Here is a 23,929-nt window from a genome sequence, read left to right on the forward strand (position 1 = left end):
TCGAATAATGCGACAGGGACGCTTATGTATTTCTGGAGTAAATCACCATGTCTGAAGGCTGGAACATTGCCATTCTGGGCGCAACGGGCGCCGTAGGCGAAGCCCTGCTTGAAACACTGGCTGAACGCCAGTTCCCGGTCGGTGAAATTTATGCGTTGGCGCGTCATGAAAGCGCGGGCGAGCACCTCCGTTTTGGTGGCAAGTCGGTCATTGTCCAGGATGCGGCGGACTTTGACTGGACGCAGGCGCAGTTGGCGTTTTTCGTTGCCGGCGCAGAGGCATCGGCTGCCTGGATAGACGACGCGACTAATGCAGGTTGCCTGGTGATAGATTCCAGCGGTCTGTTCGCGCTGGAGCCTGATGTGCCGCTGGTCGTGCCGGAAGTTAACCCGTATGTACTGGCGGATTACCGTAACCGTAACGTGATTGCGATCGCCGATAGTCTGACCAGTCAACTGCTGGCGGCGCTCAAGCCGTTAATCGATCAGGGGGGACTGTCGCGCATCGCCGTCACCAGTATGTTATCAGCGTCCGCACAGGGGAAAAAAGCGGTCGATGCGCTGGCCGGACAGAGTGCGAAGCTGCTTAACGGCATACCGATTGATGAAGATGATTTCTTTGGCCGCCAGTTGGCGTTCAATATGCTGCCGCTGCTGCCGGATCGTGAAGGCAGCGTGCGCCAGGAACGTCGTATCGTCGATGAAGTGCGTAAAATTTTGCAGGACGATGGCGTGATGATCTCCGCCAGTGTCGTGCAGTCGCCGGTGTTCTATGGCCATGCGCAGATGGTGAGCTTTGAAGCGCTCCGTCCGCTGGCGGCGGAAGAGGCGCGCGAGGCATTTTCCCGCGGTGAAGATATCGTACTGTCAGAAGAGACGGATTACCCGACGCAGGTGGGCGACGCTTCCGGCAATCCACAGCTCTCTATTGGCTGTGTGCATAATGATTACGGTATGCCGGAACAAATTCAGTTCTGGTCAGTGGCGGACAACGTGCGTTTCGGCGGCGCGCTGATGGCCGTTAAAATTGCGGAGAAGCTGGTGCAGGAGTATCTGTACTGATGTCCGGACAGCAATCATCGCCGGTCTATAAAATTGCGCTGGGTATTGAGTACGACGGCAGCAAGTATTATGGCTGGCAGCGTCAGAATGAAGTGCGCAGCGTGCAGGAAAAGCTGGAAAAAGCGCTCTCGCAGGTGGCAAATGAACCTATTAACGTGTTCTGCGCCGGGCGCACCGATGCCGGCGTTCACGGCACCGGGCAGGTTGTCCATTTCGAAACGACCGCATTGCGCAAAGATGCGGCATGGACGCTGGGGGTAAATGCGAATTTGCCTGGTGACATTGCCGTGCGTTGGGTGAAAACTGTACCGGATGATTTTCACGCGCGATTTAGCGCTACGGCTCGCCGTTATCGCTATATCATCTACAATCATCGACTGCGTCCTGCGGTGTTAGCAAAAGGCGTGACGCATTACTATGAGCCGCTGGATGCAGAGCGGATGCATCGCGCGGCGCAGTGTCTGCTTGGCGAAAATGATTTTACCTCGTTTCGCGCGGTGCAGTGCCAGTCGCGCACGCCGTGGCGTAATGTGATGCACATCAACGTTACCCGCCACGGCCCTTATGTGGTGGTCGATATCAAAGCGAATGCCTTTGTTCATCATATGGTCAGGAATATTGTCGGCAGCCTGCTGGAAGTAGGCGCTCACAACCAGCCGGAGAGCTGGATCGCAGAGCTGTTAGCGGCCAGGGACAGAACGCTGGCGGCGGCAACGGCGAAGGCGGAGGGGCTATATTTGGTTGCGGTGGATTACCCTGACCGGTTTGACCTTCCAAAACCGCCAATGGGCCCGCTATTTCTGGCGGACTAATCCGAATCGTACACCCGAAACGTGTCGGGTAGAAAGGCAAAGACAAATATGGACCTGATCTACTTTATTATTGATTTTATTCTGCACATCGATGTGCATCTGGCGGAGCTGGTCGCGGAGTACGGCGTCTGGGTGTACGCTATTTTGTTTTTGATTCTGTTTTGTGAAACCGGCCTGGTCGTCACGCCGTTCCTGCCGGGCGACTCGCTGCTGTTTGTCGCCGGGGCGCTGGCTTCGCTGGAAACCAACGATCTCAATGTGCATGTCATGGTGGCGTTAATGCTGATCGCCGCAATTGTCGGCGATGCGGTAAATTACACGATTGGTCGACTGTTCGGCGAAAAACTGTTCAGTAATCCGAATTCGAAAATTTTCCGCCGCAGTTATCTGGATAAAACCCACCAGTTTTATGAAAAACACGGCGGTAAAACTATCATTCTCGCTCGCTTCGTGCCGATCGTCAGAACCTTTGCGCCGTTTGTGGCAGGGATGGGGCACATGTCCTATCGACATTTTGCCGCTTATAACGTCATCGGTGCGCTGCTGTGGGTACTGCTCTTTACCTACGCCGGTTATTTCTTCGGTACGATACCGTTGATTCAGGATAACCTTAAGCTGCTGATTGTGGGGATTATCGTGGTTTCGATATTACCTGGCGTCATTGAGATTGTTCGGCATAAGCGCGCTGCGTCGCGTGCCGCAAAATAGAAAGTAACTCAGCGGTTCGACCACTTTTTTATCCAAAGTTTCGGGCTGTTATGTTTTAATGTGCAACATTCATGGTCTGTTGGGGGCAAAAATGGCATTATGCGCCCCTTATAATAAAGCTGACTAAGGTTCAGGCAGAAAGGTCACCAATGAGCTGGATTGAACGAATTAAAAGCAACATTACTCCCACCCGCAAGGCAAGCATTCCTGAAGGGGTGTGGACCAAGTGTGATAGCTGCGGTCAGGTTTTATACCGCGCTGAGCTGGAACGTAATCTTGAGGTCTGTCCTAAGTGTGACCATCATATGCGCATGTCGGCGCGCAATCGCCTGCATAGCCTGTTAGATGAAGGTTCCCTTGTGGAGTTGGGTAGCGAGCTGGAGCCAAAAGACGTGCTCAAGTTCCGCGACTCCAAAAAATATAAAGACAGACTGGCGTCCGCGCAGAAAGAAACCGGCGAGAAAGACGCGCTGGTGGTCATGAAAGGGACGCTTCACGGTATGCCGGTTGTCGCCGCCGCGTTTGAATTCGCGTTCATGGGCGGCTCAATGGGGTCTGTCGTTGGCGCACGCTTCGTTCGCGCCGTTGAACAGGCGCTGGAAGATAACTGTCCGTTAGTGTGTTTCTCTGCTTCCGGCGGCGCGCGTATGCAAGAAGCGCTGATGTCGCTGATGCAGATGGCGAAAACCTCGGCGGCGCTGGCTAAAATGCAGGAACGTGGTCTGCCCTACATCTCGGTATTGACCGATCCGACAATGGGCGGCGTTTCCGCCAGTTTTGCGATGCTGGGCGATCTCAACATCGCCGAGCCAAAAGCCCTGATTGGCTTCGCCGGCCCGCGCGTTATCGAACAGACCGTTCGCGAAAAACTGCCGCCAGGATTCCAGCGCAGTGAGTTCCTGATCGAAAAAGGCGCTATTGATATGATAGTCCGCCGCCCGGAAATGCGCCTGAAGCTGGCGAGCATTCTGGCGAAGCTGATGAATCTGCCCGCGCCGAACCCGGACGCCCCGCGTGAAGGCGTGGTGGTGCCTCCGGCGCCGGATCAGGAGTCTGAGGCCTGATAACTGAAAAGGGCAGGGCCGCAGGCTCTGCCCTTTTGCTTTTCACCGTAAAGAAGCAGCGGAATCAATGAAAAACAAATCTATACCTCAAGCTGCGTCGCCCCTGGCCTCGTGGCTTTCTTATCTGGAAAACCTGCACAGCAAGAGTATCGATTTAGGCCTTGAGCGCGTAAGCCAGGTGGCAGCGCGTCTGGACATCCTCAAGCCTGCGCCGTTCGTTTTTACCGTTGCGGGAACCAACGGTAAAGGTACGACCTGTCGAACGCTGGAGTCGGTGTTAATCGCGGCGGGATACCGTGTGGGCGTCTATAGTTCGCCTCATCTGGTACGTTACACCGAGCGCGTGCGCGTGCAGGGGAAAGAATTAGCGGAATCCGCGCATACCGCGTCCTTTGCGGAAATAGAAGCGGCGCGCGGCGATATTTCATTGACCTATTTTGAATATGGTACGTTGTCGGCATTGTGGCTGTTTAAACAGGCTAACCTTGACGTGGTGATTCTGGAGGTCGGGTTGGGCGGGCGCCTGGACGCCACGAACATTGTGGATGCCGATGTAGCGGTAATTACCAGCATCGCGCTTGACCATACTGACTGGCTGGGGCCGGATCGCGAAAGTATCGGCCGCGAGAAGGCCGGGATTTTTCGTGCGGAAAAAACCGCTATCGTCGGCGAACCGGAAATGCCGGCAACCATCGCGGATGTCGCGCAGGAGACCGGCGCGCTGTTGCGGCGTCGCGGCGTTGACTGGCGTTATGAGGTGACAGCGACCCACTGGGCGTTTACCGATGGCGACGGCACGCTTGTCGGGCTGCCGTTGCCGCAGGTTCCTCAGCCGAATGCCGCCACCGCTCTGGCCGCGCTGCGCGCCAGCAGGTTGAACATTGATGAGCAGGCGATTCGCGACGGTATTGCGCAGGCTACCTTGCCGGGACGTTTTCAAATCGTGAGTGAGTCGCCGCGCGTTATCTTTGATGTCGCCCATAATCCCCACGCGGCGGAATACCTGACGGGTCGTCTGAAAATGTTGCCGAAACGCGGGCGCGTGCTTGCGGTGATTGGTATGCTGCATGATAAAGATATCGCCGGCACGTTAGCCTGGTTGAAAAGCGTGGTTGACGACTGGTATTGTGCTCCGTTAGAGGGGCCGCGCGGCGCGACGGCGGAACAACTTCTGGAACATCTGGGGAAAGGGAATGTCTATGATAGCGTCGCGCAGGCATGGCAGGCCGCTATCGACGCGGCGCAGCCAGAAGATACCGTGCTGGTGTGCGGATCGTTCCACACCGTCGCACATGTTATGGAAGTGATAGACGCGGGGAGAATCGGTGGCGAGTAAGTTTCAGAATCGTTTAGTCGGCACGATTGTGTTAGTCGCGCTGGGGGTTATTGTGCTTCCCGGTCTGCTGGACGGACAGAAAAAGCATTATCAGGATGAATTTGCTGCGATTCCACTGGTACCGAAGCCTGGCGACCGCGATGAGCCGGATATGATGCCTGCCGCAACGCAGGCGCTGCCGACACAGCCGCCGGAAGGGGCGGCTGAAGAGGTGCGGGCGGGAGATGCGGCAGCGCCGTCTCTGGACCCGTCGCGCATGGCGTCTAACAATGTTGAGCTTGATCCGATACCGGTGGAGACGCCTAAACCGAAGCCGGTTGAAAAGCCGAAGCCGCAGCCTAAACCGCAACAGCCGGTTGTCGCCGCTTCCACGCCGACGCCCGCGCCGCAACCAGTCGCCGACGATAAACCTGCGCCGACCGGCAAAGCCTATGTCGTACAGTTGGGCGCGCTGAAAAACGCGGATAAAGTCAACGAGATAGTCGGCAAGCTTCGTTCCGCCGGGTTCCGGGTTTATACTTCCCCCTCAACGCCGGTACAGGGTAAAATAACCCGTATTCTCGTCGGGCCGGATGCGTCGAAAGATAAGATGAAAGGATCGCTTGGCGAGCTCAAGCAGATTTCCGGGTTAAGCGGCGTGGTGATGGGATATAGCCCGAACTAAGGCGCGTTTTGCCTGAGCGCGCAGCGTTAAGGCCTACGGTGTTCACCTGGTAATAGCCGAAGTTCTGTAGGCTGGATAAGGCGTTTACGCCGTCATCCGGCAGAAGGAATAAACCTGGTATCCTGCGCTTATCAGGCCGATGGCAGCTCTTCTGGTCGTGCCCGAAGAGATAAAAAGTGTGATGGCGTTGAATATTTTTTCAGCGCCATTTTTATTTACGCGTGGGAAGGAAATCCCTACGCAAACGTTTTCTTTTTCTGTTAGAATGCGCCCCGAACAGGACGACAGGGCGTAAAATCGTGGGACATCTATGGTCTGGATTGATTACGCCATTATCGCGGTGATTGCTTTTTCCTGTCTGGTTAGCCTGATCCGCGGCTTTGTTCGTGAAGCGTTATCGCTGGTGACGTGGGGCTGTGCTTTCTTTGTCGCCAGTCACTACTACACTTACCTGTCTGTCTGGTTTACGGGCTTTGAAGACGAACTGGTTCGTAATGGGATTGCTATCGCGGTACTGTTTATCGCGACGCTTATCGTCGGCGCTATCGTGAATTTTGTGATAGGTCAGCTAGTAGAAAAGACCGGCCTGTCGGGAACTGACCGGGTGTTGGGGATCTGTTTCGGCGCACTGCGAGGCGCGCTGATTGTCGCCGCCATTCTGTTCTTCCTTGATACCTTTACCGGCTTGTCGAAAAGCGAAGACTGGAGCAAATCGCAGCTCATCCCGCAGTTCAGCTTCATCATCAGATGGTTCTTTGACTATCTGCAAAGCTCGTCGAGTTTCTTGCCCAGGACGTAACGGGTTCTGAGATGTGGCTTAACGAGGAAAATGACGTATGTGCGGTATTGTCGGTATCGCCGGTGTTATGCCGGTCAACCAGTCGATTTATGACGCGTTAACAGTGCTCCAGCATCGTGGTCAGGATGCTGCCGGTATCATCACCATTGATGCGAATAACTGCTTCCGCTTGCGTAAGGCAAACGGGCTGGTGAACGATATTTTTGAAGCTCGCCACATGCAGCGTTTGCAGGGCAACATGGGAATCGGCCATGTGCGCTACCCTACCGCAGGCAGCTCCAGCGCTTCCGAAGCGCAACCTTTTTACGTTAACTCGCCGTATGGCATCACGTTGGCCCATAATGGCAACCTGACTAACGCGCACGAGCTACGTAAAAAGCTGTTTGAAGAAAAGCGCCGTCATATCAACACCACCTCCGATTCCGAAATCCTGCTCAATATTTTCGCCAGCGAGCTCGACAACTTCCGTCACTATCCGCTGGAAGCCGACAATATTTTTGCCGCGATTGCCGCGACTAACCGTCAAATCCGCGGCGCTTATGCCTGCGTGGCGATGATTATCGGCCACGGCATGGTGGCTTTTCGCGATCCGCACGGCATTCGCCCGTTAGTGCTGGGCAAGCGTGACGTTGGCGATGGTCGTACGGAGTATATGGTCGCTTCTGAAAGCGTGGCGCTGGATACGCTGGGCTTTGAGTTTCTGCGCGATGTCGCGCCAGGCGAAGCTATCTATATTACCGAAAAGGGGCAACTGTTCACGCGCCAGTGCGCGGATAATCCGGTCAGTAACCCCTGTCTGTTCGAGTACGTTTATTTTGCTCGCCCGGACTCCTTTATCGACAAAATCTCCGTCTACAGCGCTCGTGTGAATATGGGCACCAAACTTGGCGAAAAAATCGCTCGTGAATGGGAAGATCTGGACATCGACGTCGTGATCCCTATCCCGGAAACCTCCTGCGATATCGCCCTGGAAATTGCCCGTATTCTCGGCAAGCCGTACCGCCAGGGATTTGTCAAAAATCGTTACGTGGGACGTACCTTTATCATGCCGGGTCAACAGCTACGCCGTAAATCCGTGCGCCGTAAGCTCAATGCTAATCGCGCGGAATTCCGCGATAAGAACGTCCTGCTGGTGGATGATTCCATCGTGCGTGGCACCACATCAGAGCAGATCATCGAGATGGCCCGGGAAGCCGGCGCGAAGAAGGTTTATCTGGCGTCCGCCGCGCCGGAAATTCGTTTCCCCAACGTCTATGGCATTGATATGCCGACCGCCAATGAGCTGATCGCGCATGGTCGCGAGGTGGATGAGATTCGTCAGATCATCGGCGCAGACGGGCTTATCTTCCAGGATCTGAACGATCTGATCGAAGCCGTACGCGCGGAAAACCCGGATATCCAGCAGTTTGAATGTTCGGTATTTAACGGGGTATATGTCACCAAAGACGTAGACCAGCAATACCTCGACTTCCTGGATTCATTACGTAATGACGACGCCAAAGCGGTGCTGTTCCAGAACGAAATGGAAAACCTGGAAATGCATAACGAAGGCTAATGGCTTTGCCAGCGGCGCGATGCCGCTGGCCGATGTCAATTACGCACCACGCCGAAGCGAATAGCGTATTTTTGTACTTTGTACTGTAACGTGGTGCGCGATACGTTAAGGCTGCGGGCCGCGGCGGCAATATTCCCCTGATGCGTATCCAGCGCGGTTTCTATTAAATGCCTTTCGTAGTTGGCAACCCGTGCCTCCAGCGACCCTTCATACTGCGGATCGGGTGACGAGGGAAGGGGATTTTCCGGCGCGGTTTCCGGTACGCCTAAATTTAACTCGTCCTGTTCAAAAATGATGTGTTTCAGCAGCCCGTCTTTTTCCTGCATGATCATGCTGCGTACAATCGCGTTTTCCAGCATCCTGACATTACCCGGCCAGGCGTGATTGAGCAGATCAGCACGCGCCGTCTCGCTTAGTCCGTGAATGTCCTGCGGCACATCATTACGGTATTTATCAATAAAATAATTCGCCAGTAAGGGAATATCTTCCGGGCGGGCGCGCAGCGGCGGTAACGTCAACATTCCGACGCTCAACCGATAAAAAAGATCCGCCCGCAGGCGTTCTTGTTGAATTAATTTGACGGGCGCTTCGTTCATGGCGGCAACGATCCTGACATCAGAGTGGAGTTGCTGTTGTCCGCCGAGCCGCCAGAAGGTTTTATCCTGCAAGAATCGCAGCAGCTTACTTTGCATTTCTATCGGCATGGCGTTCAGCTCATCAAGAAAGAGCGTTCCCCCGTTTGCCAACTCCAGATAGCCCTGGCTATTTTCCGCGCCGGTATAGGCGCCGCGCACGGTGCCGAAAAGCGTACTTTCGATAAGCGTAGGCGGTAGAGCGCCGCAGTTCAGGGCGATGAAGGGTTTATTCGCCCGCTTGCTGCATTGATGTATCAGGCGGGAAAATAGCTCCTTACCCGTACCCGTCTCCCCGACAATCGTCACCGGAATATTACTGGCGGCCAGCCGTTTGGCTTTGGCGATATTACTGAGCATTTCCGGGTTTTCGGTAATAATGGCATGGTGCTTCTCATGGTGATCGGCATACAGCAGTTGGTTCAGTTCTACCACCTGCTCCTGGAGCCGCCTGACGCCGGACATATTCCTGCCGATTTCGATAACGCCGACCATGCCGCCATCGCTTGCATAGAGCGGCGCGGTGGTGTGCTGATAGTCAACGGCCTGGCCTCGCGCATTGTAATAAATTTGATAATGGCCAATGTATTCCACGCCTTTTTTTAACGATGAAAGCATCGTACTTTGCGTCTCTTTCATGCCCGGATAGACATCCAGCATATGTTTTCCCATTGCCCGTTCAATGCTGTAGCCGTCCAGATCCGCGCTTTCCTGATTGTAGTAAACGTATTCACCACGCTCATTAATGACGGCCAACGGCTGATGAATCAAATCGAAAAAGCGGGAAAACATCCTGAGCGCCGAGGCCAGTTCCTGATTGGTGGATGCCATACATGCATTCCTCATATCTATTATTCATGTTGTCATTATAAAAGTGACGAATTTTCGTCGTTGTGATGAATAACAAACTCAATGACGAAAATGAGAAATAGCTTGTTTTTATAACTAATTGGTTATTTTTATAAAAAATAGTGGCATGCCTTTTGCCTTATCCCTGTAAAGAATGCGGATTTTTACCATAAACATTAAGCAGAGGGCGTTATGACTGACTCGATTATGCAGAATTACAACCAGCTACGTGAGCAGGTAATCAACGGCGATCGCCGTTTCCAGCACAAAGACGGTCATTTGTGTTTTGAAGGGGTCGATCTGGACGCTCTGGCGCGCCAGTACCCCACGCCGTTCTATGTGTTTTCTGAGCCGGAGATTATTCGTAACATTCATGAAATCCAGCAGGCATTTGCGGCGCATAAAAATACCAAAACCTTCTTTGCGTCAAAAACCTGCTCGGTCATGGGGGTGTTGAAAGCCATTCGTGACGCCGGAATTTGCGCGGAGGCAAACTCACAATATGAGGTTCGCAAGTGTCTGGAGATAGGCTTTCGCGGCGATCAGATCGTCTTCAACGGCGTGGTGAAAAAGCCTGCCGATCTGGAGTATGCCATCGCCAACGATCTGTATCTTATTAATGTTGATAGCCTGTATGAGCTGGAACATATTGATGCCATCTCTCGCAAGCTGAAGAAAGTCGCCAATGTTTGCGTCCGCGTAGAGCCGAATGTTCCCTCGGCGACGCATGCGGAACTGGTTACCGCTTTCCATGCGAAGTCGGGTCTCGACCTGGAACAGGCGGAAGAAACCTGCCGTCGCATTCTGGCGATGCCTTATGTGCATTTGCGCGGCTTGCATATGCATGTGGGCGATCAGGTGCCGGAGTCAGAGCCTTTCGCAAAAGCGACTAAAGTGCTGGTGGATGAATCCCGTCGCCTGGAAGAGGTGCTCGGTATTAAATTTGATTTGATCAACGTGGGCGGCGGAATTCCGGTTCCCTATAAATATGACGACGAGAATGGCGACCCGTTAAAAGATAATATGTATGCCGGTATTACCGCCCAGGATTTTGCCGATGCGGTCATTCGCGAAGTGCATAAATGGCGTACCGATGTGGAAATATGTATTGAACCGGGACGTAAAGTGACCGGGTCGGCGGCGGTTTTACTGACGGAAGTCTCCTGCGAAAAACGTAAAACAAATTACGATCTTAACGGCAATGTGGAATGCCACGTTGAATGGAAATTTGTCGACGCTGGTTACAGCGTACTCTCTGACAGCCAGCATTTTGACTGGTTCTTTTATGTCTATAACGCCTCTCGCATGACGGCAGCGCACGACGCCTGGATAAAATTAGCCGGGCCGCTGTGTGATGGCGGAGATTATTTCCACATGGGAGTGAAAGGTGAAGAGTTTTTACTGCCGAAGGAGACTCATGTTGGCGATATTGTCGCGTTTCTTGATGCCGGGGCATACACCATTGAAAGTCAAACCGTTTATAACAACCGTCCGCGCACGGGCGTGGTGATGATCGATAAAAATGGTGAGACGCGTCTGATTCGTCGGGAAGACAGTTACGAAGATATGGTCAAGTACGACATTTATTAATACTGTTTTGGGCTTCAGTTTCATGCTGAAGCCCGTCGTCAGATGATAAGAAGAGGGCAGTGATGCCTGAATGCATAACAGGAGATGGCCATGAGTAACACGAATTCTGGCTTACTTGGCATCAAAGACATTGTCTTTATGAATGTCATCGCTATTCTGAGTTTGCGGCAAATCCCTAACGTGGCGCCTTACGGGGCATCGGCCATGTTGTTATGGGTGATAGCCGCATTCTGCTTGTTTTTTCCTTTAGCGATGGTATGCGGCGAGCTGTCAACCGGCTGGCCGAAAGATGGCGGGATATTTGTCTGGATTAAAGAGGCATTTGGTAAACGTATTGCATGGATTGTCGTGGTTTGTTTTCTCTTTTCCTGCGTACTGTTTTTCCCATTAATGCTGCAATTCGGCTTTACCGCGTTGGGCTATATGATCGGCGGCGGCCTGGCGGAAAATAAAGCATTTATCGGTATTGGTTCCGCGGTAATTTTCTGGCTATTAACGCTGATGAATATCCGCGGGATGGAATGGACAAAAATTATTAATAGCATCAGCGCCTGGTGCGGCGTATTTATTCCCTCCGCCATCCTCATTTTACTGGCGGTGGTATGGCTATGTACCGGACACCAGATGCAGACGGACTACACTACAGCGAAAAACTGGATTCCGGATCTCGGACACTGGGATACGATCGTTTTCTTATCCAGCATGATGTTTGCGTTTGCCGGACTGGAGGTCGCCCCGATGATTGCCGGGCGTACCCGTAATCCACAGCGTGATTTTCCGCGAGCGATGGCCGTCTCCGCCGCCGTTATCGTTGGGATCTATATGGTCGGCACCTGGGCGCTAAACACGCTTTTACCCGCCGGGAAAACTGACATCGTGGCAGGCGTCATGCAGGCTATGCATGCTGCTGCGGACACGCTGCATATGCCGTGGTTAATTCCTGTTATGGCCATCTGTATGTTTTTTGGCGCTCTCGGGCAAATTAACTCCTGGCTGGTGGGGCCGATTTATATGCTCCAGGAAGCCTCGCGTGAAGATAATCTGCTGGGGGACCGAATCGGCAAATTACATCCGGTGTGGAAAACGCCCGCCTTTGCCTTGACTGTACAGGCGATTATTGTCACGGTCCTGTGTTTTTCGACTTTTATTTCGCCAAGCGTTGCGGCGGCTTACTGGATGTTAACGGCGCTAACGACCATCACCTATTTTATTCCTTACCTGGTGATGTTCCCGGCGTTCTGGCGTTTACGTAAGACTCAGCCGGATACGCCAAGAAGTTTTAAAATTCCGGGCAAGGTTTTACCGGCTATTTTACCCGCGCTGGGCTTTCTTTCTATCGCCTTTGCCGTTGCGCTGTTATTTATTCCGCCTTCTCAAATTGATATGGGCGGATATTTCCAGTACGCCGGGAAAATTATTGGCGGAGCCGTGCTGGCGGTTGTCGTCGCGGAGTACATTTACCATCGGGCGCAGAAACGTAATGCCCGTTTAAGCATGGCGGGAGGAAAATAAAATGTATATGCCAGTTCTGGAAATAAATCTACGCAAGCTGGAAGAAAACGCCCGCACGGAAAAAGCTCTGCTGGCAAGTAGCGGTATTGACGTGATGGCTGTCAATAAAGTTTTTGACGGCTGCGTGGAAACTGCGCAGGCGGTGTTCAACGGCGGAATTACCGTTATTGCTGAATCACGAACCTATAATTTGAAAAAAATACGCGAGACAGGATGTACGACCTGCCTGTTACGCAGCCCGTGTCTGAGTGAAATCGAAGATGTGGTGCGCTACGCGGATATTAGTTTAAATAGCGAGCCGGTGGTATTACGGGCATTATCGCAAGAAGCCCAACGCCAGGGGAAAACGCATCAGGTATTACTGATGGTGGATATGGGCGATTTACGCGAGGGTATCTGGTTTGGTGAATATCAACGCATTCTTGAGACCGTGACTCTGATTACTGGTCTGCCCGGTCTGGAATTATATGGGCTGGGCACCAACTTTAATTGTTACGGCACCGTGTTGCCAACGGTAAAAAATGGCGAGGATTTTCTGGCGCTGGCCGCCCGGCTGGAAGCCGACAGCGGTATTCCTGTCCGGCGGCTTTCTGCGGGAAACTGCACCAGCTATCACCTGCTGGATAAAGGTATCTGGCCGCAGGGGCTGAATCATCTGCGCATCGGCGGACTGCATGAATTCGGCATTGAATATGTGGACATGAAATACCTGAATGAATTTCACCACTCCGCAAAACCGGTCGATAAAGCCTGTTCCGATATGTATATCCTGGAAGCGGAAATCATCGAACTGAACAGTAAACCGACCGTCCCGGTCGGGGAGCTGGGCGTCGATGCCTTTTTACAAAGTAAAACCTTTGTCGATCGTGGCATACGCCGACGCGCATTGCTGGCATTTGGCCGCCAGGATGTGCCGTCGGATAACTGTGTGCCATGCGACGACGCTATCACTATCTTAGGGCAAACCAGCGATCATACGCTGGTGGATATTGAAGATTGTCGTCAGTCGCTAAAAGTAGGCGATGTGGTTCGCTTTGAGCTGGATTATACGGGCCTGTTAATGGCCTGCCAGACCAAAGGCGTCGCCTGGAGGTTTACGCGTTAACGCATAACCGCCGCGGCTATGTCGCGGCGGCATCTTTGACCTCACGAAAGACAGGGAGTAACGATGGATACCCTGCAACAATCTCCGCCAGCAGAGCCTGAAGGCGGTCTGCGGCGTAACCTGAAGAAGCGGCACCTGCTGATGATGTCGCTGGGCGGCACGATTGGCACCGGCTTATTTATCGGCATTGCCGAACCGTTAAGCAGCGTCGGGCCGGCGGGAACCTTACTGGCCTATCTGTTTGCCGGAACCATTATGCTGGCAACGATGATGTGTCTTGGCGAATTATCATGCGCCTTTCCTCACTCCGGTTCATTTCAACATTACGCGCTGATGTTTATGCCGTCACCTTGCTGGAGCTATACCATTGGCTGGCTTTACTGGTTTAGCTGGGTCTTTTCCCTGGCGGCCGACCTCACTGCCGCAGGGTTTATTGCTCACCAGTTTTTCCCCGCGGTTCCGGTATATATGTTCTGTCTGGCGATTCTGCTCATCCTGACGGCCATCAATCTCACCTCCGCAAAAAGTTTTGGCGAATGCGAATACTGGCTTTCGGCCATTAAGGTCTTCGCGATCGTGCTGTTTATCTGCGCGGGCGGGGTCATGATCTACTCGCTAATGGGCCATAGTGACTGGCACCCGACGTTAAAAACAGACGGAATGTGGTTTCCCCACGGTTGGGAGCAAATTGTGGTCTGTATGACGATCGTGATTTACTCCTTCCAGGGGGTGGAACTGGTAGGAAATGCGGCAGGGGAGACCGAATCGCCGCACATTATTTTACCGAAAGTGATCCTGGGGATCGGTCTCAGAATCATTTTGTTTTACGGCCTGGCGATTGCGGTGCTGGCGCTGGTCTATCCGCATGAACTGACGCCAAATGGACAAAGTCCCTTTGTATGGGTATTCTCCCACGCGGGCATTCCGGGGGCGGATACGCTGATGACGCTGGTGATCTTTTCCGCCGCGGTTTCTGCCGCTAACTCGGCCATTTACGCCAGTTCGCGTATGCTGTGGTCTATGGCGGGCGATCGCTTTGCGCCAGCCTGCTTTGGTAAAACGAACGGCGGCGGCGTGCCGGTGTATGCTATTTTAATCACGGCCTTGCTGGCGTTGGTGTCGTTGCTGACCCGCTATATTCCCGCACAGCAATTTTATTTATATCTGATCGCCAGTACCGGGCAGGTGGGTTGCCTGGCATGGATAACCATCGGATGGTGCCAGTATCGCTTCCGACAATCGGTGCGTAATGGAACGTACGCCAGCGATTTGCTACGCTATCGATCGCCGCTTTTCCCCTGGACGGCCCGATTTGTCATTATCACCAATTTTGCCATTATGGTCGGCACCTGGTTTAGTGAGCAAGGGGTAGTGATAATGTTGGTTGAGCTGGCTTTTATGATAGGGATTCTTTTGTCATGGTATCTCTTCAGACCCACTTTGAGCCGATTACGTAACACAGTGGGATGAACGGCGCTCGTAAACGGTAAGAGAACATGAAACGACTCATTGTAGGAATTAGCGGCGCCAGCGGAGCGATTTATGGCGTGCGCTTATTACAAATTTTGCGCGATGTCGATAGCGTGGAAACGCATCTGGTGATGAGCCAGGCGGCCCGGCAAACGCTGGCGCTGGAGACCCATTTTTCGCTGCGCGAGGTGCAGGCGCTGGCCGATGTGACGCACGATGCGCGCGACATTGCCGCCAGCATTTCCTCGGGCTCTTACCCGACGGCGGGAATGGTTATCTTGCCCTGTTCGATTAAAACGCTGTCGGGGATTGTCCACAGTTATACTGACGGACTGCTTACCCGCGCGGCGGATGTGATATTAAAAGAGCGGCGACCTCTGGTGCTGTGTGTGCGCGAAACGCCGCTGCATATCGGGCATTTGCGTTTAATGACCCAGGCCGCTGAGATAGGCGCGGTGATTATGCCGCCGGTTCCGGCTTTTTACCATCTTCCTCAGACGTTAGATGATATTATAAATCAAACGGTTAACCGAGTTTTGGATCAGTTTGATATCCCCCTTCCGCACGATCTTTTTGTTCGCTGGCAGGGCGCATAGCGTTGTCTGTTTAGCGTGCATTATTGTCCCTGTTGCCCTGTTTCAGGGCAATTTTGTAACCGCGATCATATCCTCAACATTTAATTCGTTAAAAGCCGCCGAAACGCTGCGGTTCAACCGTCATACCTGCTATCTTCAACATCAGGACAATATTGCAACGTTTTATTAACAAATTTAACGTCGAATCGTTTTGCTGACGTGAAAATGGCATAAGACCTGCATGAAAAAGTCTGCAAACACACAACACCACGTAAAACATAAGAAAATGACGCCACTTGAGGGGTATGTATGAAGAAGACCGTTCTCGCTTTGTCTTTGCTGATAGGTCTGGGCGCGACGGCGGCCAGTTACGCCGCGCTCCCGCAAACGGTTCGTATTGGAACAGATACCACCTACGCGCCTTTCTCATCAAAAGATGCCAAAGGCGAGTTTATTGGCTTTGATATCGATCTCGGTAATGAAATGTGTAAGCGTATGCAGGTGAAATGTACCTGGGTCGCCAGCGACTTTGATGCGCTTATTCCCTCACTAAAAGCGAAAAAAATTGATGCCATTATTTCATCGCTCTCTATCACTGATAAACGCCAGCAAGAAATCGCGTTTTCCGACAAACTTTACGCGGCGGATTCACGCCTGATTGCGGCAAAAGGGTCTCCCATTCAGCCGACGCTGGAATCGCTGAAAGGCAAGCATGTCGGCGTGCTGCAAGGGTCCACGCAAGAGGCTTACGCCAATGATAACTGGCGCACTAAAGGTGTGGATGTGGTGGCTTATGCCAACCAGGATCTTATCTATTCCGATTTAACCGCCGGTCGTCTGGATGCCGCATTGCAGGATGAAGTCGCCGCCAGCGAAGGTTTCCTGAAGCAGCCAGCGGGCAAAGAGTATGCGTTTGCCGGTCCTTCCGTGAAGGATAAAAAATATTTTGGCGACGGGACGGGGGTTGGGCTGCGCAAAGACGATACCGAGCTAAAAGCCGCGTTTGATAAAGCGCTGACCGAACTGCGCCAGGACGGAACTTACGACAAAATGGCCAAAAAGTACTTCGATTTTAATGTCTACGGCGATTGAGGGAAGGGGATAACGCGCCGCGCTGGGGAACTATCACGGTGCAAAATAGATGTTTTGCACCTTTTTGGTGCATAAGCCGTTGCGGAACAGGCGCATAAATGCATACTTAATCGATTTTTATGCAAAATAAACCGGCTGACAAGGTAGAATGCTTTGCCTTGTCGGCCTGATTAATGGCACGATAGTCGCATCGGATCTGTAAAGATCTCCTGGAAAGACAGTCTGTTGAGGATAGTTATGAAAAAACTGGCGTTATCCCTTTCTCTGGTGCTGGCATTTTCCAGCGCTACCGCAGCATTTGCCGCTATTCCACAAAAGATTCGTATCGGTACCGATCCTACATACGCACCGTTTGAATCCAAAAATGCACAAGGTGAATTGGTCGGCTTTGATATCGATCTGGCCAAAGAGCTGTGCAAACGTATCAACACACAGTGTACGTTCGTGGAAAACCCGCTGGATGCGCTGATTCCGTCTTTAAAAGCGAAGAAAATTGATGCCATCATGTCCTCGCTGTCCATCACTGAAAAGCGCCAGCAGGAAATCGCGTTTACCGACAAGCTTTACGCCGCTGATTCCCGTCTGGTGGTGGCGAAGAACTCTGATATTCAGCCGACCGTCGCGTCGCTGAAAGGCAAGCGCGTCGGCGTGCTACAGGGGACGACGCAGGAGACCTTCGGCAATGAGCACTGGGCGCCGAAAGGGATTGAGATCGTCTCTTACCAGGGGCAGGACAACATTTATTCCGATCTGACGGCTGGCCGTATTGATGCAGCGTTCCAGGACGAGGTCGCGGCCAGCGAAGGTTTCCTTAAACAGCCCGTCGGAAAAGACTATAAATTCGGCGGCCCGGCGGTGAAAGATGAGAAGTTATTCGGCGTAGGAACCGGTATGGGGCTGCGCAAAGAGGATAACGAGCTGCGCGAAGCGCTGAATAAAGCCTTTGCTGAAATGCGTGCTGACGGTACTTACGAAAAGCTGGCGAAAAAGTACTTTGATTTTGATGTTTATGGCGGTTAATCACCGTCGGTGCAGATAAAGCCCAAAGAATGTTGACTGTCTGCATTGCCTGATGGCGCTGTGCATGTCAGGCCTACGGAGCATCGTAGGTCGGGCAAGGCACAGCCGCCATCCGGCGTGATGTGAGGCAAAAATGCAAAAGAGGCTTCTTACTTCACCACACACAACAGGACAGGCTGCATGTTGTACGGGTTTTCAGGCGTAATTTTACAGGGCGCGATCGTCACGCTGGAACTGGCGCTCAGTTCCGTGGTGCTGGCCGTGCTTATCGGTCTCGTCGGCGCGGGGGCGAAGCTTTCGCAAAACCGGGTAACGGGGCTTATTTTTGAAGGGTACACCACCCTGATTCGCGGGGTGCCGGATCTGGTCTTAATGCTGCTGATATTTTACGGATTGCAAATCGCGCTTAACGTGGTGACCGATTCGCTGGGTATCGACCAGATAGATATTGATCCGATGGTGGCCGGTATTATCACCCTTGGTTTCATCTACGGCGCCTATTTTACCGAAACCTTTCGCGGCGCGTTTATGGCGGTGCCGAAAGGCCATATCGAGGCGGCGACGGCTTTTGGTTTTACCCACGGGCAAACCTTCCGGCGGATTATGTTCCCGGCGATGATGCGTTACGCCCTGCCGGGGATCGGCAATAACTGGCAGGTGATACTCAAAGCGACGGCGCTGGTGTCGCTGCTGGGCCTGGAAGATGTCGTCAAAGCCACGCAGCTTGCCGGTAAAAGCACCTGGGAGCCTTTCTATTTTGCTGTGGTCTGTGGACTTATCTACCTGGTATTCACCACCGTTTCCAATGGTGTGCTGCTCTTACTTGAGCGTCGCTATTCCGTGGGCGTGAAGAGGGCCGATTTGTGATTGAGATCATTCAGGAGTACTGGAAATCCCTGCTGTGGACGGATGGCTATCGTTTTACCGGCGTGGCGATTACGCTGTGGTTGTTAATTTCGTCGGTGGTGATGGGCGGTCTTCTGGCAGTGATTCTGGCGGTGGGTCGCGTTTCCAGTAATAAATTCATCCGTTTTCCCATCTGGCTGTTTACGTATATTTTTCGCGGCACGCCGCTGTACGTACAGCTACTGGTGTTCTATTCGGGGATGTATACGCTGGAGATAGTCAAAGGCACCGATCTTCTTAACGCGTTTTTCCGCAGCGGACTGAACTGTACCGTACTGGCGCTGACGCTGAATACCTGCGCGTATACCACGGAGATTTTCGCGGGGGCGATTCGTTCGGTGCCGCACGGTGAAATTGAAGCGGCACGGGCCTATGGCTTCTCGTCATTTAAAATGTATCGCTGCATTATTTTGCCGTCGGCATTACGCATCGCCTTGCCTGCCTACAGCAACGAAGTGATTTTAATGCTGCACTCTACGGCGCTGGCGTTTACCGCGACGGTGCCGGATTTGTTGAAAATCGCCCGCGATATTAACTCAGCGACTTACCAGCCGTTTACCGCGTTTGGCATTGCCGCCGTGTTGTATTTACTCATTTCGTATGTCCTGATAAGCCTGTTCCGTCGGGCGGAAAGACGCTGGTTGCAGCACGTGTCCTCTAAATAATTCGAGTAACATGATGTCAGAAAATAAATTACACGTTATCGATTTGCACAAACGCTACGGCGGTCATGAAGTGCTGAAAGGGGTATCGCTGCAGGCCCGCGCCGGAGATGTGATTAGCATCATCGGCTCGTCCGGCTCCGGTAAAAGCACTTTTTTGCGCTGTATTAACTTCCTCGAAAAACCGAGCGAAGGCGCGATTATCGTGAACGGTCAGAACATTAATCTGGTGCGCGACAAAGACGGGCAGCTCAAAGTGGCGGATAAAAATCAGCTACGCTTGTTGCGTACCCGTCTGACGATGGTGTTTCAGCACTTTAACCTCTGGAGCCACATGACGGTGCTGGAAAATGTGATGGAAGCGCCGATTCAGGTACTGGGATTAAGCAAGCACGACGCGCGCGAGCGGGCGTTGAAATATCTGGCGAAGGTGGGGATTGATGAGCGCGCTCAGGGCAAATATCCCGTCCATCTCTCCGGCGGCCAACAGCAGCGCGTTTCTATTGCGCGCGCGCTGGCGATGGAACCTGACGTTTTACTGTTCGATGAACCCACATCGGCGCTCGATCCTGAACTGGTCGGCGAAGTGTTGCGCATCATGCAACAACTGGCGGAAGAAGGCAAAACGATGGTGGTGGTCACGCATGAAATGGGCTTCGCCCGCCATGTCTCTTCGCACGTTATTTTTCTGCATCAGGGGAAAATTGAAGAAGAGGGCGATCCGGAGCAGGTGTTCGGCAATCCGCAAAGCCCGCGTTTACAGCAATTCCTGAAAGGCTCGCTGAAATAAAAGAAGCCCGGCGGCGCATCGCTTACCGGGCAGGATACGGCGTTTTGGGAACTAGCGAATCACATCCGCCAGCGCCTCTTCTAAATCATACCAGCGAAATGCGAATCCGGCGGCTTCAAGCCGTTTTGGCAGCGCCCGCTGTCCGCCCAGCACCAGCACTGACGACTCTCCCATCAATAAGCGAATTGCCGTCGCCGGAATGCGAATAATCGCCGGGCGGCGCAGCGCGCGACCCAGCGCATGAGCAAAATGCTCATTATGGACGGGATACGGCGAGACCATATTGAAGGGACCGCGAAGATCGTTATCCAGCAGCCACAGGATGCCGTTGACCATATCGTCGATGTGAATCCAGGCCAGATATTGCCGACCATTACCCACCGGACCGCCGAGTCCGAGGCGAAACGGCGGAACCATTTTCCCCAGAATCCCGCCTTGCGGCGCCAGGACAACGCCGGTACGCAGCAGGCAGACGCGGGTCTGGTCGCTCTGCGCACGACAGGCAATCTGTTCCCAGCGGGCGCAAAGTTTATGCGTAAATTCGTTGTGCGGCGGCTCATCTTCAGTGACGACAACATCGCCCAGATCGCCGTAATAGCCCGTGGCGGAGCCGGATATCAACACCGAGGGCGGCGTAGCGCTGGCATGAATTAAATCCACCAACTTTTGCGTGATAGCCCAGCGGCTTTGGCACAACCGTTCTTTTTGTTGCGACGTCCAGCGCTTGTCGGCAATCGGTTCGCCCGCCAGATTGATGATGGCATCAATCTCATTGAGGTGCTCACGTTCCGCCAGCCCTTTCCATAATGTCACTCTGGAATCGAGAATCTGACGCGCGTTATCGGGATTGCGCGTAACAACCGTCACCTGGTGCCCCAGTGTTAACAGCCGGGGAATGAGATGACGCCCTATCAGGCCCGTACCGCCGGTAATCAGAATCTGCATATGACCTCCAGAGTAGGGAGGATTTCCTCTTCCCTAATGTCAGGTTTTTAATACGAATAAGGGTGCCGGACGCAGGTTTTTTCCGTGTATACACCTCTACATCATACATGATGTATGCTACCGCGTTACGCTTTCGTACTGTTACAGTGCAGTTGCGCTTGTAACAGTGCGCGCGCTGTCGCAGGACGCGTGCGAATGCGTTCAAACCAGTTATACACCGCCGGGTAGGTATCAAGATCGATTCGCTGACGCTGATGTGCGTTAACCCACGGCCAACTGGCGATATCCGCAATACTGTAGTGGTCGCCGCCCAGCCACGGGGAGGTTTCCAGGCGTTTATTCAGGACGTTGTATAAGCGTTGCGTTTCAACCTGATAGCGTTCAATCGCATAGGGGATGGCCTGCGGCGCAAAATGGTTAAAGTGATGATTCTGGCCCAGCATCGGCCCTAACCCGCCGACCTGCCAGAACAGCCATTGCAGCGTGGTATGGCGTTCACGCAGCTCCCCGCTAAGCAGTTTGCCGCTTTTTTCCGCCAGGTAGAGAAGAATTTCGCCGGATTCAAAAAGACTAAGCGGTTGACCGCCGTCTGCCGGGGCGTGATCGACGATGGCAGGAATTTTATTATTGGGAGAGATAGCCAAAAAATCAGGGCGAAACTGATTGCCCTTGCTGATATCTACTTTTAGCAAACGATACGCCAGCTCCGCCTCTTCCAGAAACAGCGTTATTTTATGCCCGTTGGGCGTGGGGGCGTAGTAAAGGTCAATCATTTTGGCTCCTGCATGTGCGTAAAGAGTCTGGGCTGAATTAAGTATAGAAAGCCTCCTGATGTGTGTGAGTTTTCATCAGGTGACAGCAGGCGAAAGACGCTATATTTTGGGAAGAAACTTAATACGCCCTCAAGAGGACATTATGAGTAAGCCTGTTATTGTGCTGTGGTCGGATGCGAACTTTTTCTCTCCCTACGTCTTGTCCGCCTGGGTGGCATTACAAGAAAAAGGGCTTTCCTTTACTCTGAAAACCCGCGATCTGGACCAGGGAGAACATCTGCAACCTGGCTGGCGGGGATATGCGCTGACGCAGCGCGTACCGGTGCTTGAGGCCGACAATTTTGAGCTGAGCGAGTCGTCCGCTATTGCGGAATACCTGGAGGAGCGTTTCGCACCGCCGCAGTGGGAGCGTATCTACCCGCACGATTTACAAAAACGCGCCCGCGCGCGACAGATTCAGGCGTGGCTACGCAGCGATTTACTGCCGCTTCGCGAAGAACGGCCTACCGACGTGGTGTTTGCCGGGGCGAAAAAAGCGCCGCTAAGCGAGGCTGGAAAAGCCAGCGCGGCAAAACTGTTTGCGACGGCTGAAGCGCTATTGGGGCAGGGGACGCAAAATTTATTTGGTGAATGGTGCATTGCCGATACCGATCTGGCATTGATGATCAATCGTCTGGCGCTGCATGGCGATGACGTGCCGGCGTCGCTGGCGGCGTATGCGACATTCCAGTGGCAGCGTGCTTCCGTACAGCGTTTTATTGCGCTTTCCTCGAAGCGTTCAGGCTGAAAATCTATTCATATTCCAGTATCATAACGCCGTTTTTCACAACGAGGAGTGAGCGATGAAACTGATGTTCGCATCGGACATTCATGGTTCTTTACCCGCCACGGAACGGGTGCTTGAGCGGTTCGCGCAAAGCGGCGCGCGTTGGCTGGTGATATTAGGCGACGTCCTTAACCACGGGCCGCGAAATGCGCTGCCTGAAGGCTATGCGCCCGCCCAGGTCGCCGAACGCCTGAACGCGGTGGCGACGCAAATCATTGCCGTGCGCGGCAACTGCGATAGCGAAGTGGATCAGATGCTGCTGCATTTCCCGATAACTGCGCCGTGGCAGCAAATATTGACGCAAGAGAGGCGGCTATTTTTAACGCATGGGCACCTCTTCGGGCCGACGAGTCTGCCCGCTCTGCATACTGGCGATGTGTTGGTCTATGGTCATACGCATCTGCCGGTGGCGCAACAGCAGGAAGGACTGTATCACTTTAATCCTGGGTCAGTGAGCATCCCGAAAGGCGGGTATGCGGCAAGCTACGGTATTCTGGATGATAATGTGTTGAGCGTAATCGCACTCAATGATCAAAGTATCATTGCGCAGGTTGCAATTAACTCGTAATTTACCTCACAAACGTAAATGCGCCGTAAGAGCGCCAGAAATAAGAAGGTTTCCTGATGGTGGAACAGCGTCGTTTGGCAAGTACGGAATGGGTGGATATTGTGAATGAAGACAATGAAGTCATTGCACAGTCCAGCCGGGAACAGATGCGTGCGCAACGCTTACGGCATCGTGCGACGTATATCGTCGTTCATGATGGTATGGGTAAAATTCTGGTGCAGCGTCGTACCGAAACAAAAGATTTTTTGCCCGGTATGTTAGATGCTACCGCAGGCGGCGTGGTCCAGGCTGATGAGCAGCTACTGGAATCTGCCCGCCGCGAAGCGGAAGAAGAGTTGGGTATTGCAGGCGTGCCGTTTGCCGAACACGGTCTGTTTTACTTTGAAGACCCACATTGCCGGGTTTGGGGCGCTCTGTTTAGCTGCGTTTCCCACGGGCCTTTCGCGCTTCAGGAAGATGAAGTCAGCGAAGTGTGTTGGCTGACTCCGGAGGAGATCACCGCGCACTGTGATGAGTTTACGCCGGACTCGCTCAAAGCGCTGGCGCTGTGGATGACCCGCAACGCCAAAAACGAAGCCGCGCTCCAGGAGAAACCGGAAGAGACGGAATAAGCGT

At 53.1% G+C, this 23,929-nt stretch carries 24 protein-coding genes; 21 read left to right on the top strand and 3 right to left on the bottom strand.

Annotated features, from left to right (window positions below):
* Positions 1–47: 47 nt before the first annotated feature.
* The 8 genes from ABVM99_RS14030 (at position 48) to purF (ending at position 7,999) form a co-directional block, all read left to right on the top strand.
* The gene (locus tag ABVM99_RS14030; RefSeq protein ID WP_023194679.1) at positions 48–1,061 is read left to right on the top strand and encodes an aspartate-semialdehyde dehydrogenase; all 1,014 of its coding nucleotides are present in this window, start codon (positions 48–50) and stop codon (positions 1,059–1,061) included.
* Positions 1,061–1,873 carry a tRNA pseudouridine(38-40) synthase TruA gene (gene truA, locus ABVM99_RS14035; protein ID WP_000016631.1) on the top strand — a complete coding sequence of 271 codons (813 nt, stop codon included), beginning with the start codon at positions 1,061–1,063 and terminating at the stop codon, positions 1,871–1,873. The genes ABVM99_RS14030 and truA overlap by 1 nt, the downstream gene beginning before the upstream one ends.
* 48 nt (positions 1,874–1,921) lie before the next feature.
* The gene (locus ABVM99_RS14040; protein WP_000364318.1) at positions 1,922–2,581 is read left to right on the top strand and encodes a DedA family protein; all 660 of its coding nucleotides are present in this window, start codon (positions 1,922–1,924) and stop codon (positions 2,579–2,581) included.
* A gap of 149 nt (positions 2,582–2,730) precedes the next feature.
* Positions 2,731–3,645: an acetyl-CoA carboxylase, carboxyltransferase subunit beta gene (accD, locus tag ABVM99_RS14045; RefSeq protein WP_000118383.1), complete on the top strand. Its 915-nt coding sequence runs from the start codon at positions 2,731–2,733 to the stop codon at positions 3,643–3,645.
* A 67-nt stretch (positions 3,646–3,712) separates the two neighbouring features.
* Positions 3,713–4,981 carry a bifunctional tetrahydrofolate synthase/dihydrofolate synthase gene (folC, locus tag ABVM99_RS14050; RefSeq protein ID WP_023194678.1) on the top strand — a complete coding sequence of 423 codons (1,269 nt, stop codon included), beginning with the start codon at positions 3,713–3,715 and terminating at the stop codon, positions 4,979–4,981.
* A complete protein-coding gene (gene dedD, locus ABVM99_RS14055; RefSeq protein WP_000157037.1) occupies positions 4,971–5,645 on the top strand; it encodes a cell division protein DedD in 675 nt (224 codons plus the stop codon). Before folC ends, dedD begins: the two co-directional genes overlap by 11 nt.
* Positions 5,646–5,955: 310 nt before the next feature.
* A complete protein-coding gene (gene cvpA, locus ABVM99_RS14060) occupies positions 5,956–6,444 on the top strand; it encodes a colicin V production protein (RefSeq protein WP_000262102.1) in 489 nt (162 codons plus the stop codon).
* Between the two features lie 37 nt (positions 6,445–6,481).
* Positions 6,482–7,999 carry an amidophosphoribosyltransferase gene (gene purF / locus ABVM99_RS14065; protein WP_000334205.1) on the top strand — a complete coding sequence of 506 codons (1,518 nt, stop codon included), beginning with the start codon at positions 6,482–6,484 and terminating at the stop codon, positions 7,997–7,999.
* 35 nt (positions 8,000–8,034) lie between these two features.
* Here purF and ABVM99_RS14070 read toward each other — a convergent pair whose 3' ends face one another.
* A complete protein-coding gene (locus tag ABVM99_RS14070; protein WP_000168923.1) occupies positions 8,035–9,462 on the bottom strand; it encodes a sigma-54-dependent Fis family transcriptional regulator in 1,428 nt (475 codons plus the stop codon).
* A gap of 210 nt (positions 9,463–9,672) precedes the next feature.
* Here ABVM99_RS14070 and ABVM99_RS14075 point away from each other — a divergent pair, with 210 nt between their 5' ends.
* From ABVM99_RS14075 to hisP, 10 genes are all read left to right on the top strand, one after another.
* Positions 9,673–11,070, top strand: a complete 1,398-nt coding sequence (locus ABVM99_RS14075) for an alanine racemase (protein ID WP_000132306.1) — start codon at positions 9,673–9,675, stop codon at positions 11,068–11,070.
* A 90-nt stretch (positions 11,071–11,160) separates the two neighbouring features.
* The gene (locus ABVM99_RS14080; protein WP_000072512.1) at positions 11,161–12,582 is read left to right on the top strand and encodes an APC family permease; all 1,422 of its coding nucleotides are present in this window, start codon (positions 11,161–11,163) and stop codon (positions 12,580–12,582) included.
* 1 nt (position 12,583) lies between these two features.
* A complete protein-coding gene (locus tag ABVM99_RS14085) occupies positions 12,584–13,687 on the top strand; it encodes an alanine/ornithine racemase family PLP-dependent enzyme (protein WP_000281907.1) in 1,104 nt (367 codons plus the stop codon).
* A gap of 63 nt (positions 13,688–13,750) precedes the next feature.
* Positions 13,751–15,157 carry an amino acid permease gene (locus tag ABVM99_RS14090; protein ID WP_000380356.1) on the top strand — a complete coding sequence of 469 codons (1,407 nt, stop codon included), beginning with the start codon at positions 13,751–13,753 and terminating at the stop codon, positions 15,155–15,157.
* Positions 15,158–15,183: 26 nt separating this feature from the next.
* Positions 15,184–15,753 carry a UbiX family flavin prenyltransferase gene (locus ABVM99_RS14095; RefSeq protein ID WP_000825680.1) on the top strand — a complete coding sequence of 190 codons (570 nt, stop codon included), beginning with the start codon at positions 15,184–15,186 and terminating at the stop codon, positions 15,751–15,753.
* Positions 15,754–16,041: 288 nt separating this feature from the next.
* Positions 16,042–16,824, top strand: a complete 783-nt coding sequence (argT, locus tag ABVM99_RS14100; RefSeq protein ID WP_000754423.1) for a lysine/arginine/ornithine ABC transporter substrate-binding protein ArgT — start codon at positions 16,042–16,044, stop codon at positions 16,822–16,824.
* 237 nt (positions 16,825–17,061) lie between these two features.
* Positions 17,062–17,844, top strand: a complete 783-nt coding sequence (hisJ, locus tag ABVM99_RS14105) for a histidine ABC transporter substrate-binding protein HisJ (RefSeq protein WP_000731868.1) — start codon at positions 17,062–17,064, stop codon at positions 17,842–17,844.
* A gap of 180 nt (positions 17,845–18,024) precedes the next feature.
* A complete protein-coding gene (locus ABVM99_RS14110) occupies positions 18,025–18,711 on the top strand; it encodes a histidine ABC transporter permease HisQ (RefSeq protein ID WP_000965498.1) in 687 nt (228 codons plus the stop codon).
* A complete protein-coding gene (hisM, locus tag ABVM99_RS14115) occupies positions 18,708–19,415 on the top strand; it encodes a histidine ABC transporter permease HisM (protein WP_000569771.1) in 708 nt (235 codons plus the stop codon). The genes ABVM99_RS14110 and hisM overlap by 4 nt, the downstream gene beginning before the upstream one ends.
* Positions 19,416–19,428: 13 nt before the next feature.
* A complete protein-coding gene (gene hisP / locus ABVM99_RS14120) occupies positions 19,429–20,202 on the top strand; it encodes a histidine ABC transporter ATP-binding protein HisP (RefSeq protein ID WP_001293591.1) in 774 nt (257 codons plus the stop codon).
* A gap of 51 nt (positions 20,203–20,253) precedes the next feature.
* Here hisP and ABVM99_RS14125 read toward each other — a convergent pair whose 3' ends face one another.
* Both ABVM99_RS14125 and yfcG read right to left on the bottom strand, forming a co-directional pair.
* Positions 20,254–21,147, bottom strand: a complete 894-nt coding sequence (locus ABVM99_RS14125; protein WP_001166274.1) for a TIGR01777 family oxidoreductase — start codon at positions 21,145–21,147, stop codon at positions 20,254–20,256.
* Between the two features lie 125 nt (positions 21,148–21,272).
* Complete coding sequence (gene yfcG / locus ABVM99_RS14130) at positions 21,273–21,920, bottom strand: GSH-dependent disulfide bond oxidoreductase (RefSeq protein ID WP_000566563.1); 648 nt, start codon at positions 21,918–21,920, stop codon at positions 21,273–21,275.
* 142 nt (positions 21,921–22,062) lie between these two features.
* Here yfcG and yfcF point away from each other — a divergent pair, with 142 nt between their 5' ends.
* The 3 genes from yfcF to yfcD are packed head-to-tail and all read left to right on the top strand — an operon-like array spanning position 22,063 to position 23,925.
* Positions 22,063–22,707 carry a glutathione transferase gene (gene yfcF / locus ABVM99_RS14135; RefSeq protein ID WP_000043010.1) on the top strand — a complete coding sequence of 215 codons (645 nt, stop codon included), beginning with the start codon at positions 22,063–22,065 and terminating at the stop codon, positions 22,705–22,707.
* 55 nt (positions 22,708–22,762) lie between these two features.
* Entirely contained in the window at positions 22,763–23,314 is a 552-nt protein-coding gene (gene yfcE, locus ABVM99_RS14140) for a phosphodiesterase (RefSeq protein WP_023194677.1), read from the top strand.
* 56 nt (positions 23,315–23,370) lie between these two features.
* Entirely contained in the window at positions 23,371–23,925 is a 555-nt protein-coding gene (gene yfcD / locus ABVM99_RS14145) for an NUDIX hydrolase YfcD (RefSeq protein WP_031622953.1), read from the top strand.
* Positions 23,926–23,929 lie beyond the last annotated feature (4 nt).

Source organism: Salmonella sp. SJTUF15591 (assembly GCF_043356435.1).
Taxonomy (GTDB): domain Bacteria; phylum Pseudomonadota; class Gammaproteobacteria; order Enterobacterales; family Enterobacteriaceae; genus Salmonella; species Salmonella enterica.